Below are 16,830 nucleotides of genomic sequence, written 5' to 3' on the forward strand. Positions count from 1 at the left end.
CCCGATGAAAGGAACATGACTCGATCATGGGATACATCAAGTCCGCAGCGCTGGAGGAGAAGGGCTTCGTCGTCCTCGACAGCTACGACCAGGAGGCCGACCCCAAGGAGTGGCTCGACATCGAGTACGTCGACTGGAAGTCGTCGGGCGACACCCGGTTCGCGCCCCTCGCCAGCGCCTTCGGTGACATCGAGTGCAACGGCTTCTGGAACCACAAGCCGCCGCGCACCGACAAGGACGGCGTCTGGATCGACGAGCAGACCGCCAAGGCCCCGAACCTCACGCGTCGCGCGCAGGAGCCGGGCGCGAACGTCGGTCGCTGCCGCGTCATCGAGCTGCAGCCGACCCCGTACGGCGACTGCCTCTACAACCTGCACCAGGACGACAACAACCGTCTGAACCCGGACGGCACCGGCTGGGTCGTGCGCGGGTTCTTCAACCTGACCGACGACAAGGACAGCTACTTCGTCCTGCGCGAGAACCGCACGGACCCCAGCATCGAGTACCGCATCGCCCTGCCGGCCGGTGCGCAGCTCATCGTCGACACCCAGCGTCTGTGGCACGCGGCCACGCACAACGGCACCGACCCGCGCTACTGCCTCATCACCTCGTGGACGTCCGGTCCCGAGCTCGACGCGTACATCGAGAAGTACCACGGCACCGACGACGTCCCGAACGTCGAGGTTCCGCAGGACGTGCTCGAGTTCGGCTATGCCGAGCAGGCCCGCAAGGACGCCGCCCGCGCGGCCTACTACGCCGCCAAGGGCCAGCAGGTCAAGCAGGCCATGAGCGAGGCCTGAGCCTCCGCACGGTGGGTCGCTGAGCGTCCCCACGGTGGGTCGCTGAGCGTCCCCACGGTGGGTCGCTGAGCGTCCCCACGGTGGGTCGCTGAGCTCGTCGAAGCGCCCGAAGGCCCCGGTCCGCGGACCGGGGCCTTCGTCGTCGAATCACACGCTTGTGATTTCGCGGGAACTCGGCGAGAATGGGCGCACAACCGCATACTCTCGCCACTTCGTGGTTCAGGTCGTAGGGGAAGACGCACCTGATGAAACGGAGAGATCATGGCGACGGCTTACGCACGCGGAGTGGTGTTCATCCACTCGGCGCCTCGCGCGCTCTGCCCGCACCTGGAATGGGCGGTGGGTCGCGCTATCGGGCGTGCGGTGAACTTCGATTGGACCGAGCAGCCCGTGCTGACCGGCGCCCGCCGCGCCGAGTTCTACTGGGACGGTCCCGTCGGCACCGGCGCTGCCCTCGCGACCGCGATCCGCGGCTGGGAGCACCTCCGGTTCGAAGTGACCGAGGATCCCACTCCGCGCAGTGACGGCGGTCGGTGGCTGCACACCCCCGACCTCGGGATCCACTACGCCCAGACCGACGCCGCCGGCAACATCGTCATCGGCGAGGACCGCATCCGCTACGCGATGGAGATCGCCGCGGGAAACGCCGTCGAGCTGCAGCGCGAGCTCGACGTCGCCCTGGGCTCCGCCTGGGACGAGGAGCTGGAACCCTTCCGTCACGCCAGCGACGACGCGCGCGTCGTCTGGCTCCACAAGGTCGGCTGACCGGCCGCTGAGACCAGGAGCGCGGAGGCGTGAGTATCGGATGCCGGTGAGTGATCCCGGACGCTGAGAAGACGAATCCCCGCTCCGCTCGACGAGGACCCCGCCCCGGGTGACCGGGCGGGGTCTTCGTCTGTACCGGTCAGATCACTGCGGCGTGAGCAAGGTCGGCGGTGGCGTCCACTCCACCGCCGCGCACGTCCGCCCAAGCCTGCGCCAGGCGCGTCATCGCCTCCGCCGTCCGCTCGGGGGGAAGCGTGATCGGGACCCGGAGGCGGCGCTCCAGCACGCCGCCGGTCGTGAAGCGCGGCCCGGGTGGGAGGATGAGATCCCGTTCCCGTGCGGCGAGGGAGAGCGTGGTCGACAAGGGGGCACCGAGGTCGATCCAGGCGGAGAGGCCGCCGGGCGTCTCCGGCATGCGCATCCCCGGGATATCCGCGATCCCCGCAGCCACCGCGTCCCGCCCCGCCGTGAGGCGGCGTCGGACATGATGAATGAGCGCCGGGACGTCGTCGAGAAGCTCCACGGCGATGCACTGCTCCAGGAGCGCTGTGCCGAGTTCGAACGAGGGACGCACGGCCAGCAGTCGGGCGATGACCGAGCGCTCGGCGCGCACCCAGCCGATGCGCATGCCTCCCCAGGCGATCTTCGACATCGACCCGACCGTGATGACGTTCGGCCCCTCGGCCGCCATGGGCACCGGAGCCCATCCGCGGTCGATGTCGAGTTCCGCCGTCGTCTCGTCCACGATCAGATGGGTGCCGGTATTCCGGGCCGTCGTGGCGATCCGGGACCGCTCCTCCTGCGGCAGCGTCGCGCCGGTGGGGTTGTGGAAGTCCGGGATGAGGTAGGCGACGTGCGGCCGAGCGGTCAGCAGCGTGTCGGTGAGGTGCCGGGTGTCCCAGCCGTCGGTGTCGACCGGTGTGGGGACCAGACGGTAGCCGTGGCGGTGCAGCGCCTCGAGCGCGTGCGGAAAGGTCGGCTGCTCCACGAGGGCGCGTTCGCCCCGGCGGCCGATCGCCGTGAGGATGAGGTTGACGGCGTTCAGGGCGCCGGAGGTGATCATGATCTCGTCCGGCGTGGTGACCGCGCCGCGTTCGGTGAACCGGCGGGCCACGGCCTCACGCAGCTCGGGAAGACCCTGCAGCGAGTAGCCGCTCGTACCGCGCAGAGCCGCGAGTCGGGGGAGGGAGCGCACGGTGGCGTCGTACAGACCGGGGGTCGAGTCCATGGAGGCGATCGAGAGGTCGATCGCCTCGTCGTCCCGGCCCGGGGTGGCTGTCGACGGGCCGTGCGGGAGCGCGACGCGGGTGCTGCCGCCGTGATGCCGGGACACGTAGCCGGCGGCCTCCAGCACGCCGTACGCGCGGGTGATGGTCGACCGGGACCGTCGCAGCTCGAGGGCGAGGGCGCGCTCGCTCGGCAGTCGCTCGCCGACGGTGAGGCGACCGTCGAGGATGAGCGCTCTGATGCGGTCGGCGAGACCGGACGCCGAGGCGTCGTCGAGGTCCTGGATGCCGAGCTGCGTGACGAGACGGGATGCCATGCCTCCAGACTGCCGCAAAGTGGCCTTCCATGTGCAGGCCACTTTTCGCTCAGTGGTCGTCCTCGGAGGTCTTCGCACGGGCCACGATGGAGAGATGCTCTTCCGTGCCGTCTTCCTGCCTTTCACCGCGACCAGCCGTCGGGACCTGGTCGAGCGGTTCGCGCAGCTCGTGGGCGGGCTCTTCCTCTACGGCGTCGCCCTCGGCTTCATGGTGCGGGGCGGCATCGGCGTCGCGCCCTGGGACGTCCTGTCGCTGGGCGTCGCGGGCTGGACGGGACTCGGGTACGGGGTCGTCACGGTGCTCATCTCGATCGTCGTCCTGCTGCTGTGGATCCCGCTCCGTCAGCGGGTGGGCCTCGGCACCCTGCTCAACGCGTTGCTCATCGGCCCGTTCGCGGATCTCACGCTCCTCGTGCTGCCTGCTCCGCCGTCCGTGTGGGTCGGGGCCCCCATGTTCGTGTTCGGACTCGTACTGCTGGCGTTCGCCACCGGTCTCTACATCGCGGCCGACTTCGGTCCCGGACCGCGCGACGGACTCATGACCGGCCTCGTGCGAGTGACCAGGTGGCCGGTCTGGCTGGCCCGGACGGTCATCGAGGGCTCCGTGCTGCTGGTCGGCTTCCTGCTCGGCGGCCCCGTCGGCGTCGGCACCGTGCTGTTCGCATTCGGCGTCGGTCCGCTGATCGGCTGGTTCCTCCCACGCATCGAGCGCCGACGTCGGGAGCGTTCGCAGCGCCTTGCCGTCCGGGCGAGCGCGCCCCTGGGTCCCTGAGCCTGTCGACGGGCCAGAGCGGACCGCGCACGACGAAGGCCCCCGGTTCACATCCCGGGGGCCTTCGTCGTGCATGCGGAAGCGGTCAGTCGGCGCCGCCCAGCACGAGCACGGCGTTGTGTCCGCCGAAGCCGAACGAGTTGCTGATGGCGATCTGCGGGCCGTCGCCGAGCGGAGCCGCCTCTCCGGACAGACGGAAGGGGACCTCCGGGTCCGGCTCGGTCATGTTGATCGTCGGCGGGGCCACGCGGTCCCGCAGCGCGAGGAGGGAGAAGATCGCCTCCAGCGCTCCTGTGCCGCCCAGCAGGTGTCCGGTCGACGCCTTGGTGGCCGACACCGGGATCTCGTCGATCCGGTCGCCGAAGACGTTCTTCAGCGCGACGTACTCGTTGGGGTCCCCGACCGGGGTCGAGGTCGCGTGGGCGTTGATGTGCGTCACCTGGTCGGGGGTGATGCCGGCCTCCTCGAGTGCCTGGACGACGGCACGCGCCGCACCCTTGCCCTCGGGGTCGTTGCCGGTGATGTGGTAGGCGTCGGCGGTCACACCGCCTCCGAGGATGTAGCCGTAGATCTTCGCGCCGCGGGCCTTGGCGTGCTCCTCGGTCTCGAGGATGAGGGCGGCGGCACCCTCGCCCATCACGAAGCCGTCGCGGTCGATCGCGCCGGGTCGCGAGGCGTGGGCCGGGTCGTCGTTACGACGCGACAGCGCCTGCGCGGAGGCGAAGGCGGCCATCGTGATCGGGTGGATCGCCGACTCGGTGCCACCGGCGATGACGACGTCGGCCAGGCCCTCCTGAAGGTGGTGGAACGCGTGGATGATCGACTCGGTGCTGGAGGCGCAGGCACTGACCACGGTCTGCGCGTAGGCCCGGGCTTCGAACTGCAGCGACAGGTTGCCGGCGGCCGCGTTCGGCATCAGCATCGGCACGGTCAGCGGCATGACCCGGCGCGGGCCCTTCTCACGCAACGTGTCCCAGGCGTCCAGCAGCGTCCACAGGCCGCCGATGCCCGTCGCGAAGTCGACGCCGAGGCGCTCGGGAGCGACCTCTGGCGAGCCCGCGTCCTCCCAGGCCTCGCGGGCCGCGATGAGGGCGAACTGCGAAGACGGGTCGAGACGCTTCGCCTCGTGGCGGGGCAGCACCTCTTCCGGACGGACGCTCGCAGAGGCGGCGAACGTGACGGGGAGGTCGTACTCCTGCACCCAGTCGTGCTCGATCGTGCGGGCGCCGGAGGCACCGGCGAGGAGGTTGTCCCAGTTCTCCGGGGCCGTCCCGCCGATGGCGGAGGTGGCGCCGATGCCGGTGACGACGATGCGCTTGGTCATGAGGTGTGGTTCCTTGTCGAAACGAGTTCGTGCGGGGATGGGCAGGGCCGGAGGATGCCACGCCCCGCGCGGGGCGAGGGTGGCATCCTGCCGGGATTACTCCTGGCCCGCGACGATGAAGTTGACGGCGTCGCCGACGGTCTTCAGGTTCTTGACCTCGTCGTCGGGGATGGTGACGCCGAACTTCTCCTCGGCGTTGACGACGATCGTCATCATCGAGATCGAGTCGATGTCGAGGTCGTCCGTGAACGACTTCTCCAGGGCGACCTCGCTGGCGTTGATGCCGGTCTCGTCGGTGATCAGCTCTGCGAGGCCGGCGAGGACCTCATCGTTGGTGAAAGCCATGGTGGTCTTCCTCTTTCTTACGGGTTGTATTCGGAACCGTGGAACAGTCTAGGGAAGGTCGGCGCGTCTTCAGGGGAGGACGACGACCTGGGCCGCGAAGACGAGGCCGGCGCCGAAGCCGATCTGCAGGGCGAGGCCGCCGGAGAGCTCCGGGTGCTCGGCCATGAGGCGGTGGCTGGCGAGGGGGATCGAGGCGGCCGACGTGTTGCCGGTGGTCTCGATGTCACGGGCGATGACGGTGGTCTCCGGAAGGCCGAGCTGCTTGGCGAACTCGTCGATGATGCGCATGTTCGCCTGGTGCGGGATGAAGGCGGCGAGGTCGGAGGCCTCGATCCCGGCCTTCTCCAGCGCCTCGCGGGCGACCTTCGCCATCTCCCAGACCGCCCAACGGAAGACCGTCGGACCTTCCTGGCGGAGCGTCGGCCACGGCACCACGCCGTCGCGGAAGTCGGTGAGGGTGCCGTTCATGCCGACGGCGTCGGCCTTGGAGCCGTCGCTGCCCCAGACGGCGGGGGCGATGCCCGGCGTGTCGCTGGGGCCGATGAGAGCGGCGCCGGCGCCGTCGCCGAGGAGGAACGAGATGCTGCGGTCCGTGGGGTCGACGACGTCGGACAGCTTCTCCGTGCCGATCACGAGCGCGTGGCGGGCGGCACCGGCCTTGATGAGCGCGTCGGCCTGCGCGACCGCGTACGCGTAGCCGGCGCAGGCCGCGTTGATGTCGTACGCCGCAGCCGGATTGGCCCCGACGCGGTCCGCCACGATCGCGGAGACCGACGGCGTCTGCTTCGGGTTGCTGATCGTCGCGACGATGACGAGGTCGACCTGGTCGGCCGGCACACCCGACTTCTCGATGGCCTCGGCCGCCGCCTCCGTGGCGAGGTCGATGGCGTCCGTCCCCTTGTCGGCCCGGACGCGCGTGATGATGCCGGTGCGCTGCCGGATCCACTCGTCACTCGAGTCGATGGGCCCGATGAGGTCTTCGTTGGGCACCGCGTTCTCGCCGCGAGCCGCGCCGAAGGCGTAGATGCGGGTGTAGGCGGGCCCGGCGATCTGGGCGAGGGAGGCGGTCATGCGGCTTCTCCGTTCAGCAGCGCGACGGCGGCTTCGAGGTCTTCGGGGGTCTTCACGGCGACCGTCGGCACGCCGCGCAGGCCGCGCTTGGCGAGACCGACCAGGGCGCCCGCGGGGGCGAGCTCGATGACGCCGGTCACGCCGGCGTCGGCGAAGGAGGTCATGCAGAGGTCCCACCGCACGGGGGAGGAGACCTGATCGACGAGGTAGTCCAGCGCCGTCGCTCCGTCGGTCACGACGGAGCCGTCGCGGTTGGTCCAGAGCGTGATCTCGGGGTCGGCCGGCTGGACGTCGGCCACAGCGTCGCGGAGAACCGAGACGGCGGAGGACATGTAGTCGGTGTGGAACGCGCCGGCGACCTGGAGCGACACCACGCGCGTGCCCTTGACCGGCTCCTCGGCGAGGGCCGCCAGGGCTGGAAGAGGGCCGGCGACGACGATCTGCCCGCCGCCGTTGAAGTTCGCCGGCGCGAGGCCGAGCTCTGCGAGTCGGGCGAGGAGCGTCTCCTCGTCACCGCCGAGGACCGCGCTCATCCCGGTCGGGGTCTGGGCCGCGGCATCCGCCATCGCCCGCCCACGGATGCCGACGAGGCGCATCCCGGTCGTGGCGTCCAGGACACCGCTGCCGACGAGAGCGGCGATCTCCCCGACGGAGTGCCCGGCGATGCCGTCGGCGCGGCGACCGGCTGCGGCCACGAGAGCGTCACCGGCGACGAGGGAGGCGGCCACGATCAGCGGCTGGGCGACGCGGGTGTCGCGGATGGTGTCCGCGTCCGACTCGGTGCCGTGCGCGCGGAGATCGACCTGCGCGGCCTCGGAGTAGGCGGCGAGACGCTCCTCCACTCCGTCGAGCTCGAGCCAGGGGGCGAGGAATCCGGGGGTCTGCGAGCCCTGTCCAGGGCAGACGACGACAATCACCCACCCAGTCTGCCAACGATCGCGGCAGAACGGTGGATGATCCATCACAAGATTGCGCGGAACCCTTGTGTGTGGCGCACAGGTTCGCCGTCTCGGTCAGCGCGGAGGGCGACGCAGAGGCGAACGGCGCCGGACCTGCTCCGCGGCTCCGATGGAGCCGAGGATGAGCGCGGTCTGCAGGATGAGCGCCTCGCGGGGCCCGGTCGCGTCCCACCCGATGACCTCGCTCACCCGCTTGAGGCGGTAGCGCACGGTATTGGGATGCACGAAGAGCTCGCGGGCCGTCGCCTCGAGGGACCGGCCGTTGTCCAGGTAGCTCCAGAGCGTCGTGACGAGGTCGGTCGAGTGCGCCTGCAACGGGCGGTAGATGCGCTCGATGAGGGTCTGCTTCGCGAGCGGATCGCCGGCGAGGGCGCGCTCGGGGAGCAGGTCGTCGGCCTCGACGGGCCGCGGTGCGCCGCGCCACGCCCGGGCGACGGCGAATCCGGCCAGGGCCGCACGAGCACTCTGGCTGGCGTCGACGAGGGCGGCGACCGCCGGGCCCAGCACGACGAAGCCCGGGCCGAACGAGGGCTCCAGACGCGTGGCGATCTCCTGGAACCCGAGCTCCTCGTCCTCGCCCTCCTGACCCTCGACGCGCGCGCGTCCGAGCACGAGGACGAGTCGCGAGCCCTGTACCCCGATGAGCACGTCGACCGCGAGCTTGCGCGCGGTGCGGCGCACGAGATCGACGTCGAACTGCGGGGGCGTGGTCCCGACGAGGACAGCGACCTCCCCGTGACCGTGCCACCCGAGCGCGGCGATCCGGCTGGGCAGCTCCTCGTCGGCCTCGCCGGTGAGGATCGAGTCGACGACGAGCGCTTCGAGCCGTGCGTCCCAGAGCCCGCGGGCCTCGGCGGCGCGGGCGTAGACGTCGGCCGCCGCGAACGCCACATCCCGCGAGTAGAGCAGGATGGCCTCTCGGAGATCCGCGCCCTTGCCCGCGACCCGCTCCTCGGTCACCTCGACGGTGACGCGGATGAGCTGGAGCGTCTGCTGCAGACTCACACTCCGCAGCAGTTCACGGGGAGCGGCGGCGAAGATGTCCGCGGCGATCCATGGGGTGGACGTGGGGTCGTCGTACCACTGGATGAACGACGTGATGCCCGCCTGCGCCACCAGCCCGACCGCGGAGCGGCGGGCCGGTGGCATGTCGGCGTACCAGGGGAGGGTGTCCTCCAGCCGCTTGATCGTCACCGTGGCGATGTCACCGGAGATCCGGCGGAGCCAGGTGAGCGTGGCGGCCTTGTCCATGCCGGCGGCGGAGGCAGCTGTCACCGAGGGCTCAGCTTTCGCCGCCTGCGTTGCCGCTCGTGCCGGCGTTCACGTCGTGCAGGCGGTACTTCTCGATGGCCTGAGCGGAGAGGCCGCGGTCGACCTTGCCCTCCTCGGCCAGTGCCTGCAGCGTGCGCACGACGATCGACGGTCCGTCGATCTTGAAGAAGCGGCGTGCCGCGGCACGGGTGTCCGAGAACCCGAAGCCGTCGGCGCCGAGCGTGGCGAAGCGGTTCGGAACCCACGGGCGGATCTGGTCCTGCACGGCGTGCATGAAGTCGCTGACCGCGACGACGGGACCCTCGGCGCCCTGGAGCTTCTGCGTGAGGTACGCGGTGCGCGGCTCCTGCTCCGGGTGGAGGAAGTTGTGCTCGTCGGCGGCGAGGCCGTCACGGCGCAGCTCGGTCCACGAGGTGACCGACCACACGTCGGCGACGACGCCCCAGTCCTTCTTCAGCAGCTCCTGCGCCTCGAGCGCCCACGGCAGACCGACGCCGGAGGCGAAGAGCTGCGCGCGGGGGCCGTCGCCCTCGCCGACGGAGACGCGGTGGATACCGCGGACGATGCCGTCCACGTCCACGTCGGCCGGCTCGGCGGGCTGCACCATCGGCTCGTTGTACACGGTGAGGTAGTACATGACGTTCGGGTCCTCGTGCTGCCCGCCGTACATCCGCTCGAGACCGGCGCGCATGATGTGCGCGATCTCGTAGCCGTACGCGGGGTCGTAGGACACCGTCGCCGGGTTGGTGGAGGAGAGCAGGTGCGAGTGGCCGTCGGCGTGCTGGAGGCCCTCACCCGTCAGGGTCGTGCGTCCGGCGGTGGCGCCGATGATGAAGCCGCGGGCCATCTGGTCGCCGGCTGCCCACTGGGCGTCGCCGGTGCGCTGGAAACCGAACATCGAGTAGAAGATGTAGATCGGGATCAGCGGCTCGCCGTGCGTGGCGTACGAGGTGCCCGCCGCGGTGAACGCCGCGACGGCGCCGGCCTCGTTGATGCCGACGTGGACGATCTGGCCCTGCGGGCTCTCCTTGTAGGCGAGCAGCAGCTCCCGGTCGACCGACGTGTAGTGCTGGCCGTTGGGGTTGTAGATCTTCGCGGTCGGGAAGTACGCGTCCATGCCGAACGTGCGCGCCTCGTCGGGGATGATCGGCACGATCCGGTGGCCGAACTCCTTCGAACGCAGCAGGTCCTTCAGCAGGCGGACGAACGCCATGGTCGTGGCGATCTCCTGCGTGCCGGAGCCCTTCTTCGGCAGCGCGTAGGCGTTGTCCTCGGGCAGGGAGAGGCCCACGTGGGTCGAACGGCGCTCCGGGAGGAAGCCGCCGAGGGCCTTGCGGCGCTCGAGCATGTACTGGATCGTCTCGTCCTGCGGTCCCGGGTTGTAGTACGGGGGCAGGTAGGGGTTCTCCTCGAGCTGCGCGTCCGTGATCGGGATGTGCATCGCGTCGCGGAACGTCTTGAGGTTGTCCAGCGTCATCTTCTTCATCTGGTGGGTCGCGTTGCGGCCCTCGAACTGCGGGCCGAGCCCGTAGCCCTTGACGGTCTTCGCGAGGATGACGGTCGGCTTGCCCTTGTGCTCGGTCGCGGCCTTGAAGGCGGCGTAGACCTTGCGGTAGTCGTGGCCACCGCGCTTCAGGTTCCAGATGTCGTCGTCGGAGTAGTCCTTGACCAGGGCGGCGGTGCGCTCGTCGCGGCCGAAGAAGTGCTCACGGATGTAGGCGCCGGACTCGGCCTTGTACGTCTGGTAGTCCCCGTCGGGGGTGACGTTCATGAGGTTGAGCAGCGCGCCCTCGGTGTCGCGGGCGAGCAGGTCGTCCCACTCCCGGCCCCAGACGACCTTGATGACGTTCCAGCCCGCGCCGCGGAAGAACGACTCGAGCTCCTGGACGATCTTGCCGTTGCCGCGCACCGGGCCGTCGAGGCGCTGCAGGTTGCAGTTGACGACGAATGTGAGGTTGTCGAGACCCTCGTTCGCGGCGACCTGGAGCTGACCCCGGCTCTCGACCTCGTCCATCTCGCCGTCGCCGAGGAAGGCCCAGACGTGCGACTGCGAGGTGTCCTTGATGCCGCGGTTCTCGAGGTACTTGTTCGACATCGCCTGGTAGATGGCGTTGATCGGGCCGAGACCCATCGACACCGTCGGGAACTGCCAGTACTCCGGCATGAGGCGCGGGTGCGGGTACGAAGGGATGCCGTTCGGCGCGTGCGACTTCTCCTGGCGGAAGCCGTCGAGCTGGTCCTCGGTCAGGCGACCCTCGAGGAACGAGCGGGCATAGGTGCCGGGGGAGGCGTGGCCCTGGATGAAGATCTGGTCGGCACCACCGGGGTGGTCCGCGCCCTTGAAGAAGTGGTTGAAGCCCACTTCGTACAGCGCCGCGGAGGACGCGTAGGTCGAGATGTGACCGCCGACGCCGATGCCGGGGCGCTGGGCGCGGTGCACCGTGATGGCGGCGTTCCAGCGGATCCAGGCGCGGTAGCGGCGCTCGATCTCCTCGTCGCCGGGGAACTCGGGCTCGTTCTCCGGGGCGATGGTGTTGATGTAGTCGGTGGTCGGAACCATCGGCACGTTCAGGTGCAGTTCCTTGGAGCGCTTGAGCAGGCTGAGCATGATCTCGCGCCCGCGGCCGTGGCCCTTGGCGTCCACCAGCTCGTCGAGCGACTGCTGCCACTCACCGGTCTCTTCCGGATCGCTGTCGAGGGGGCCCTGAGAGTACGGATCCTGGTCGTGGACGGTCACGGGGGAACCTTTCGTCAAGCTGGCAGGTCATGCCAAGGAAACGGGAAGCGACACGGGCAGCCTTGTCGGCCGTGCACAACGCGCGCCGACCTCAGCCTAGCCCTCTTCCACGACACGGGTGCGCATCCGCGCCCGGATAGACTGAGCGCACCAGGGCCTTTAGCTCAGCTGGTAGAGCGCCACGTTTACACCGTGGATGTCGTCGGTTCGATCCCGGCAGGGCCCACCCGTATCGTTTGCAGCGGGGAGCGGCAATGGAGCGACGCATCGTCATCAGTGGGGCATCGGGCCTCATCGGATCCGCGCTCACCGACGCGCTCCGCGCCGACGGGATCGACGTGAGCACCTTGGTGCGACGGGCCCCGCAGGCGGAGGGCGAGGTCGAGTGGGCGCCGGGCGACGCCGCCCTCGACCCTGATGTTCTCGCCGGCGCGGAGGCCGTCGTGGCCCTCGGCGGTGCGAGCGTCGGACGCCTGCCGTGGACGCGCCGGTATCGACGTCAACTCGTCGAATCGCGGCTCGACGCGACGAACACGCTCACCACCGCGCTGCGCGCCCTGCGCACCGACGCGCCTGCCTTCGTCTCCGCCTCGGCCGTGGGCTACTACGGATCGGCGCCGGGCGAGGTGCTCACCGAGCACTCCGGACCCGGCAGCACCTTCCTCGCCGACCTCACCGTGCGGTGGGAGACCGCGGCGCGGCGCGCCGAGGACCACACGCGGGTCGCCCTGCTGCGGACGGCACCGGTGATCCATCGCCGGGGTGTGCTCCGTCCGATGATCACGCTCACGAAGCTCGGCGTCGCCGGCCCTCTGGGGACGGGCACGCAGATCTGGCCGTGGATCTCCTTGGAGGACGAGGTGCGCGGCATCCGCCATGTCCTCGATGAGAAGCTCGCGGGGCCCGTCAACCTCGCCGGACCCACGAGGGCATCAGCCAATGAGATCGGCCGCGCGCTCGCGCAGCGGATGCACCGGCCGTTCTGGCTGCCCGCTCCCCGGTGGGCGTTGCGCCTCGCCCTCGGCGATGCCGCCGAGTCGTTGCTGCTCCCCGACGCCGATGTGCGGCCGGAAGTGCTGGAGCAGTCCGGCTTCCGGTTCACCCATCGGACCGCAGCAGAGGCGGTCGCCGCGGCGGTGTGATGACGCTGCGATTCTCCCGGCGAGACCCCTGCCGTCACAGCGCCCGCGCTGTCAGGATGGGCGCATGGAGATCATCGAGAACTCGAAGCTCACCGTCGTCGGCGCGGGAAGCGTGGGGTCCAGCGTCGCCTACGCCGCGCTCATCCGTGGCTCGGCACGCCACGTCGCCCTGTACGACATCGCGACCGAGAAGGTCGAGGCCGAGGTACTGGACCTCGCGCACGGCACGCAGTTCACGGGCAGCAGCGACATCATCGGCGGAAGTGACATCTCCGTGGCCGCGGGTTCCCATGTCGTGGTCATCACCGCGGGAGCGAAACAGAACCCTGGACAGACGCGCACCGAGCTCGCCGGGGTGAACGCCGGCATCATCCGGCGCATGATGCCGGAGCTGCTCGCCGTCGCGCCGAACGCCGTCTACGTCATCGTCACGAACCCGTGCGACGTGCTCACGGTCATCGCGCAGCAGGAGACCGGACTGCCGCCGGAGCGCATCTTCGCGTCGGGCACCGTGCTCGACACGTCTCGGCTGCGCTGGAAGCTGGGGGAGCGGGCGGGAGTGTCCACGGCGAGCGTGCACGCCCACATCATCGGAGAGCACGGCGACACCGAGTTCCCGCTCTGGTCGCGGGCGACGATCGGCACGGTCCCGATCCTCGACTGGGAGACCCCGGACCACCCGCGCTTCACCCTGGAGGAGCTGGACGAGATCGCCATCGACGTCCGCGACGCCGCCTACAAGGTGATCCAGGGGAAGGGCGCCACGAACTATGCGATCGGACTCTCCAGCGCGCGCATCGTGGAGGCGATCCTCCGGGACGAGCATGCGGTGATGCCGGTGAGCACGGTGCTCCACGACTTCCACGGGATCGACGGGGTCGCCCTGTCCGTTCCGTCCATCGTCAGCGCCGCGGGCGCGGTGCCGATCCGCACGACCGCGTTCTCGGATCGGGAGCTCGGACTGCTGCGGCAGTCCGCCGACGCGCTCACCGCGGTCGCCGCGTCCCTGCAGGCGTGACGGCGGTGGGGCGGCCGGCCATCCACCGCGCTCATCGACCGTGCGGATCTGTGCGGTTGAGCACCGCGACGACCTCGTCGTAGTCGCCACGAGCCTCGCCGTAGCGGAGGAACTTCACCCGCTCGACCTGGATCTCGGTCGCGTCGGGCTGGGTCTCGATGAGGGACATGACCTCGTCGACGAACGCGTCGAGGGGGAGAGCAGCATCGTTCTCCGCGTGCCCGGGCATGAGATCCGTGCGCACCGCCGGCGGTTCGAGCTCCTGCACCGCGACGGTCGTCCCCGCGAGCTGGAGCCGGAGCGACTCGCTGAGCATGTGGATCGCCGCCTTGCTCGCGTTGTACGTGGGCGTGACCTTCAGGGGCGCGAAGGCGAGACCGGAGGAGACGGTCATGATGGTCGCCGCGGGCTGGGCTCGCAGGTGCTCGATGAAGGCGGCGATGAGACGGATCGGGCCGAGGATGTTCGTCGTGACGGTCTCCTCGGCGGTGGACAGGAAGCCGGCCGGCGTAGTCCAGTCCTCCGCGCGCATGATGCCCGCCATCGTGATGAGCACGTTCAGCGTCGGGTGCGCGACGAGGACCGCGGCCGCGGCCTCGTCGATGCTTCCCGGGTCCGTGGTGTCGATGCGGACGGTGCGGAGCCCGGGATGTTCGGCGGCGATCGCGGCCAGCCGGTCCTCTCGTCGCCCTCCCACGATCACGGTGTTGCCGCGCTCCTGCAGTCGGAGTGCCAGCGCCAGACCGATCCCGCTCGTCGCGCCGGGGATGAAGATGGTGTTTCCGGTGATGTCCATGACCTCAGCCTCGGCGCTGCACCGGCGCCGTTCCAGAGACGGCTGATCGGGGGATCGGCGGTCCCTGGATCCCGTCCGGTGTCCGGGGGATACTGCACGGATGGATCGCGATGCCCTGGCCGACTTCCTCCTGCGCCGTCGGGAGGCGCTCCGTCCCGCCGATGTGGGGCTGCCTGAGGGGCCGCGTCGGCGGACGGCGGGACTGCGGCGGGAGGAGGTCGCGCAGCTGGCGACCATGTCGACGGACTACTACACACGTCTCGAGCAGCGTCGGGGCCCGCAGCCGAGCGCGCAGATCCTCGCCGCCCTCGCTCGTGCCCTGCGTCTGTCATCCGACGAGCGCGACTACCTGTATCGACTGAGCGGGCTCAGCGCACCCGATCGGACGGTGGTCACCGACTACGTCCGCCCCGGCATCCTCCGCGTGCTCGATCGTCTGCACGACACCCCGGCGTTCGTGGTCTCGCCTCTCGACGAGGTGCTGGTGCAGAACGACGCCTCGCGGGCGTTGATCGGTGACGCGAGCGCCCTGACCGGCCTTGACCGGAGCGGCATCCATCGCTGGTTCGCGCGACCGGACGAGGAGCGACGCCGGTACCGGGAGGTCGATCACCCCCGGCAGTCCCGGGCACTGGTGGCGGCGCTGCGCGCGGCGTACGGAACGATGGGCGCGCGGTCGCGGGCCGGGGAGATCGTGGCCGACCTGTCGGAGCGCAGCCCCGAGTTCGTGCAGCTCTGGGCGGCCCACGAGGTCGCCCGTCGCTTCGAGCAGCACAAGGTGATCGTCCACCCGGAGCTGGGGGAGATCGAGGTGGACTGTCAGGCGCTGTTCACGGAGGACGAGTCACAGGCGCTCATCGTCCTGACGGCGCAGCCGGGCAGCGAGGCCGCCGGAAAGCTGGAGTTCCTGCGCGTCCTCGGCACGCAGAGCGTCTGAGCGGTCGTGACTCAGGATTCTTCGTGCACCGCGGGGTCACCGTCGAACAGGCGCCCGTCTGCGCGTCCGAGCGCCGTGATCGCAGCGACCTCCGCGTCATCGAGCACCACGGCGGCCGCGGCGAGGTTCGCGGCCTGATGCGCCGCGGAGGATGCCTTTGGAATCGCGACGGTCTCTCTGGCCACGTGCCAGGCGAGGACGGCCTGCGCCGGGGTGATGTCGTGAGCGGCGGCCACCTCGCGGACGACATCCTCGTCGAGGAGAGCCTGCGCGCGACCCAGCGGGCTCCAGGCCTCGGTGAGGATGCCGCGTTCGCTGTGATACGCCAGCTGCTCCTCCTGCGGGAAGTACGGGTGCACCTCGATCTGGTTCACGACCGGTCGGACCCCTGTCTCCCGCTCGATGCGCTCGAGATGCTCAGGGAGGAAGTTCGAGACGCCGATCTGGCGGACGACGCCGCGCGCCTGAGCGTCCACGAGAGCCGTCCATGCCTCGACGTACTCGTCCTGGCTCGGGTTCGGCCAGTGGATGAGGTGCAGGTCGGTCGCATCGAGGCCGAGGCGTGAGCGGCTCTCCTCGATGCTGGCTGTCGCCGTCGCGCGGGCGTGGTGCCGTCCGGGGAGCTTCGTCGTCACGATGACCTCGGAGCGGGGGATGCCTGCGGATGCGACGCCGCGCCCGACAGAGCCCTCGTTCTCGTAGTTGAAGGCCGAGTCAACGAGCCGGTATCCGGCACGGAGGGCCTGGGCGACGGCATCCGCTCCGGCGTCGCCGTTCAGGCGGTACGTCCCGAGGCCGAGAGCCGGCAGGGTGAAGCCGTTGTGGGCGCGGAAGGTGGGGACAGTGGTCATCGTTGCTCCTCCGTTGGCGTGCCTCCAGCGTAGAGCGAGTTGGCGGGTCGCGGCCCTCCGCGCGATGCTGGCAGGCATGACCCTGATCGTCGCGCTCTCATGACGGAGTCCGCCCGCTGCCCCTGTGCCTCCGGCGACACCTTCGCCGCCTGTTGCGGACCCCTCCTCGACGGTGCCCCGGCGCCGACCGCCGAGCGGCTGATGCGCTCGCGGTACACGGCGTTCGTACGGGAGGACGGGCCGTACCTGCTCCGCACCTGGCACCCGGATACGCGTCCGGAGGCGATCACCTTCGAGGCGGCCCTGGAATGGCGGCGGCTGGTGATCGTGGATCGCGCGGCGGGCGGCCCTTTCGGCACTGTGGGCGTGGTCGAGTTCGAGGCCTTCTGGCGTCAGGGCGGCACGCGCGGATCGCTGCACGAGCGCAGCCGCTTCGTCCGCGAGGACCGGACGTGGTTCTACGTGGACGGCGACATCCGGTGATGCGGCGCTCGGCCC

General features: G+C 70.2%; 16 protein-coding genes and 1 tRNA gene. 8 read left to right on the plus strand and 9 right to left on the minus strand.

The window, feature by feature from the left end; all coding sequences use genetic code 11:
- Window positions 1-26: 26 nt before the first annotated feature.
- Both AB0N68_RS10290 and AB0N68_RS10295 read left to right on the plus strand, forming a co-directional pair.
- Entirely contained in the window at window positions 27-800 is a 774-nt protein-coding gene (locus tag AB0N68_RS10290) for a hypothetical protein (RefSeq protein WP_025103622.1), read from the plus strand.
- A gap of 261 nt (window positions 801-1,061) precedes the next feature.
- Complete coding sequence (locus AB0N68_RS10295) at window positions 1,062-1,565, plus strand: DUF3145 domain-containing protein (RefSeq protein WP_187661607.1); 504 nt, start codon at window positions 1,062-1,064, stop codon at window positions 1,563-1,565.
- Window positions 1,566-1,704: 139 nt separating this feature from the next.
- Here the strand turns inward: AB0N68_RS10295 and yczR are convergent, their stop codons facing one another.
- Window positions 1,705-3,108, minus strand: coding sequence for a MocR-like transcription factor YczR (gene yczR, locus AB0N68_RS10300; RefSeq protein ID WP_280564381.1), 1,404 nt, complete (start codon window positions 3,106-3,108; stop codon window positions 1,705-1,707).
- 94 nt (window positions 3,109-3,202) lie between these two features.
- Here yczR and yczE point away from each other — a divergent pair, with 94 nt between their 5' ends.
- Entirely contained in the window at window positions 3,203-3,880 is a 678-nt protein-coding gene (gene yczE, locus AB0N68_RS10305; RefSeq protein WP_280564382.1) for a membrane protein YczE, read from the plus strand.
- 85 nt (window positions 3,881-3,965) lie between these two features.
- Here yczE and AB0N68_RS10310 read toward each other — a convergent pair whose 3' ends face one another.
- The 6 genes from AB0N68_RS10310 to aceE all read right to left on the minus strand — a co-directional run bounded on the left by AB0N68_RS10310 (window position 3,966) and on the right by aceE (window position 11,588).
- Complete coding sequence (locus AB0N68_RS10310) at window positions 3,966-5,204, minus strand: beta-ketoacyl-[acyl-carrier-protein] synthase family protein (protein WP_280564385.1); 1,239 nt, start codon at window positions 5,202-5,204, stop codon at window positions 3,966-3,968.
- A 96-nt stretch (window positions 5,205-5,300) separates the two neighbouring features.
- On the minus strand, window positions 5,301-5,549 hold the full coding sequence (locus AB0N68_RS10315; protein WP_017202249.1) for an acyl carrier protein: 249 nt from the start codon (window positions 5,547-5,549) through the stop codon (window positions 5,301-5,303).
- Window positions 5,550-5,618: 69 nt separating this feature from the next.
- Complete coding sequence (locus AB0N68_RS10320) at window positions 5,619-6,620, minus strand: beta-ketoacyl-ACP synthase III (RefSeq protein ID WP_259952297.1); 1,002 nt, start codon at window positions 6,618-6,620, stop codon at window positions 5,619-5,621.
- A complete protein-coding gene (locus AB0N68_RS10325; RefSeq protein ID WP_280564408.1) occupies window positions 6,617-7,537 on the minus strand; it encodes an ACP S-malonyltransferase in 921 nt (306 codons plus the stop codon). Before AB0N68_RS10325 ends, AB0N68_RS10320 begins: the two co-directional genes overlap by 4 nt.
- A 96-nt stretch (window positions 7,538-7,633) precedes the next feature.
- Window positions 7,634-8,830: a PucR family transcriptional regulator gene (locus AB0N68_RS10330; RefSeq protein ID WP_187664166.1), complete on the minus strand. Its 1,197-nt coding sequence runs from the start codon at window positions 8,828-8,830 to the stop codon at window positions 7,634-7,636.
- A 31-nt stretch (window positions 8,831-8,861) separates the two neighbouring features.
- Window positions 8,862-11,588, minus strand: a complete 2,727-nt coding sequence (gene aceE / locus AB0N68_RS10335; RefSeq protein WP_280564410.1) for a pyruvate dehydrogenase (acetyl-transferring), homodimeric type — start codon at window positions 11,586-11,588, stop codon at window positions 8,862-8,864.
- A 153-nt stretch (window positions 11,589-11,741) separates the two neighbouring features.
- Between aceE and AB0N68_RS10340 the strand changes: the two genes are divergently transcribed.
- The 3 genes from AB0N68_RS10340 (at window position 11,742) to AB0N68_RS10350 (ending at window position 13,748) form a co-directional block, all read left to right on the plus strand.
- A tRNA-Val gene (locus tag AB0N68_RS10340) sits at window positions 11,742-11,814 on the plus strand.
- Between the two features lie 28 nt (window positions 11,815-11,842).
- The gene (locus AB0N68_RS10345) at window positions 11,843-12,730 is read left to right on the plus strand and encodes a TIGR01777 family oxidoreductase (protein ID WP_280564411.1); all 888 of its coding nucleotides are present in this window, start codon (window positions 11,843-11,845) and stop codon (window positions 12,728-12,730) included.
- A 64-nt stretch (window positions 12,731-12,794) separates the two neighbouring features.
- The gene (locus tag AB0N68_RS10350) at window positions 12,795-13,748 is read left to right on the plus strand and encodes an L-lactate dehydrogenase (protein ID WP_280564412.1); all 954 of its coding nucleotides are present in this window, start codon (window positions 12,795-12,797) and stop codon (window positions 13,746-13,748) included.
- A 31-nt stretch (window positions 13,749-13,779) separates the two neighbouring features.
- Here AB0N68_RS10350 and AB0N68_RS10355 read toward each other — a convergent pair whose 3' ends face one another.
- A complete protein-coding gene (locus tag AB0N68_RS10355; RefSeq protein WP_280564413.1) occupies window positions 13,780-14,544 on the minus strand; it encodes an SDR family oxidoreductase in 765 nt (254 codons plus the stop codon).
- Between the two features lie 100 nt (window positions 14,545-14,644).
- Between AB0N68_RS10355 and AB0N68_RS10360 the strand changes: the two genes are divergently transcribed.
- On the plus strand, window positions 14,645-15,481 hold the full coding sequence (locus AB0N68_RS10360; RefSeq protein WP_187661597.1) for a helix-turn-helix transcriptional regulator: 837 nt from the start codon (window positions 14,645-14,647) through the stop codon (window positions 15,479-15,481).
- 11 nt (window positions 15,482-15,492) lie between these two features.
- Here the strand turns inward: AB0N68_RS10360 and AB0N68_RS10365 are convergent, their stop codons facing one another.
- Window positions 15,493-16,332 carry an aldo/keto reductase gene (locus AB0N68_RS10365; RefSeq protein WP_187661596.1) on the minus strand — a complete coding sequence of 280 codons (840 nt, stop codon included), beginning with the start codon at window positions 16,330-16,332 and terminating at the stop codon, window positions 15,493-15,495.
- Window positions 16,333-16,431: 99 nt separating this feature from the next.
- On the opposite strand from AB0N68_RS10365, the gene AB0N68_RS10370 reads away from it, so the two are divergent.
- Complete coding sequence (locus AB0N68_RS10370) at window positions 16,432-16,815, plus strand: YchJ family protein (protein WP_280564418.1); 384 nt, start codon at window positions 16,432-16,434, stop codon at window positions 16,813-16,815.
- The last annotated feature ends 15 nt before the right edge of the window (window positions 16,816-16,830 follow it).

The organism is Microbacterium meiriae, from assembly GCF_040685015.1.
Classification (GTDB): Bacteria; Actinomycetota; Actinomycetes; order Actinomycetales; family Microbacteriaceae; genus Microbacterium; species Microbacterium meiriae.

What these genes read in the sequence shown, in the direction of transcription:
- AB0N68_RS10290 (WP_025103622.1), top strand. Translation starts at nt 27, where the DNA reads ATGGGATACATCAAGTCCGCAGCGCTGGAGGAGAAGGGCTTCGTCGTC.
- AB0N68_RS10295 (WP_187661607.1), top strand. Translation starts at nt 1,062, where the DNA reads ATGGCGACGGCTTACGCACGCGGAGTGGTGTTCATCCACTCGGCGCCT.
- yczR (WP_280564381.1), bottom strand. Translation starts at nt 3,108, where the DNA reads ATGGCATCCCGTCTCGTCACGCAGCTCGGCATCCAGGACCTCGACGAC.
- yczE (WP_280564382.1), top strand. Translation starts at nt 3,203, where the DNA reads ATGCTCTTCCGTGCCGTCTTCCTGCCTTTCACCGCGACCAGCCGTCGG.
- AB0N68_RS10310 (WP_280564385.1), bottom strand. Translation starts at nt 5,204, where the DNA reads ATGACCAAGCGCATCGTCGTCACCGGCATCGGCGCCACCTCCGCCATC.
- AB0N68_RS10315 (WP_017202249.1), bottom strand. Translation starts at nt 5,549, where the DNA reads ATGGCTTTCACCAACGATGAGGTCCTCGCCGGCCTCGCAGAGCTGATC.
- AB0N68_RS10320 (WP_259952297.1), bottom strand. Translation starts at nt 6,620, where the DNA reads ATGACCGCCTCCCTCGCCCAGATCGCCGGGCCCGCCTACACCCGCATC.
- AB0N68_RS10330 (WP_187664166.1), bottom strand. Translation starts at nt 8,830, where the DNA reads ATGGACAAGGCCGCCACGCTCACCTGGCTCCGCCGGATCTCCGGTGAC.
- AB0N68_RS10345 (WP_280564411.1), top strand. Translation starts at nt 11,843, where the DNA reads ATGGAGCGACGCATCGTCATCAGTGGGGCATCGGGCCTCATCGGATCC.
- AB0N68_RS10350 (WP_280564412.1), top strand. Translation starts at nt 12,795, where the DNA reads ATGGAGATCATCGAGAACTCGAAGCTCACCGTCGTCGGCGCGGGAAGC.
- AB0N68_RS10355 (WP_280564413.1), bottom strand. Translation starts at nt 14,544, where the DNA reads ATGGACATCACCGGAAACACCATCTTCATCCCCGGCGCGACGAGCGGG.
- AB0N68_RS10360 (WP_187661597.1), top strand. Translation starts at nt 14,645, where the DNA reads ATGGATCGCGATGCCCTGGCCGACTTCCTCCTGCGCCGTCGGGAGGCG.
- AB0N68_RS10365 (WP_187661596.1), bottom strand. Translation starts at nt 16,332, where the DNA reads ATGACCACTGTCCCCACCTTCCGCGCCCACAACGGCTTCACCCTGCCG.
- AB0N68_RS10370 (WP_280564418.1), top strand. Translation starts at nt 16,432, where the DNA reads ATGACGGAGTCCGCCCGCTGCCCCTGTGCCTCCGGCGACACCTTCGCC.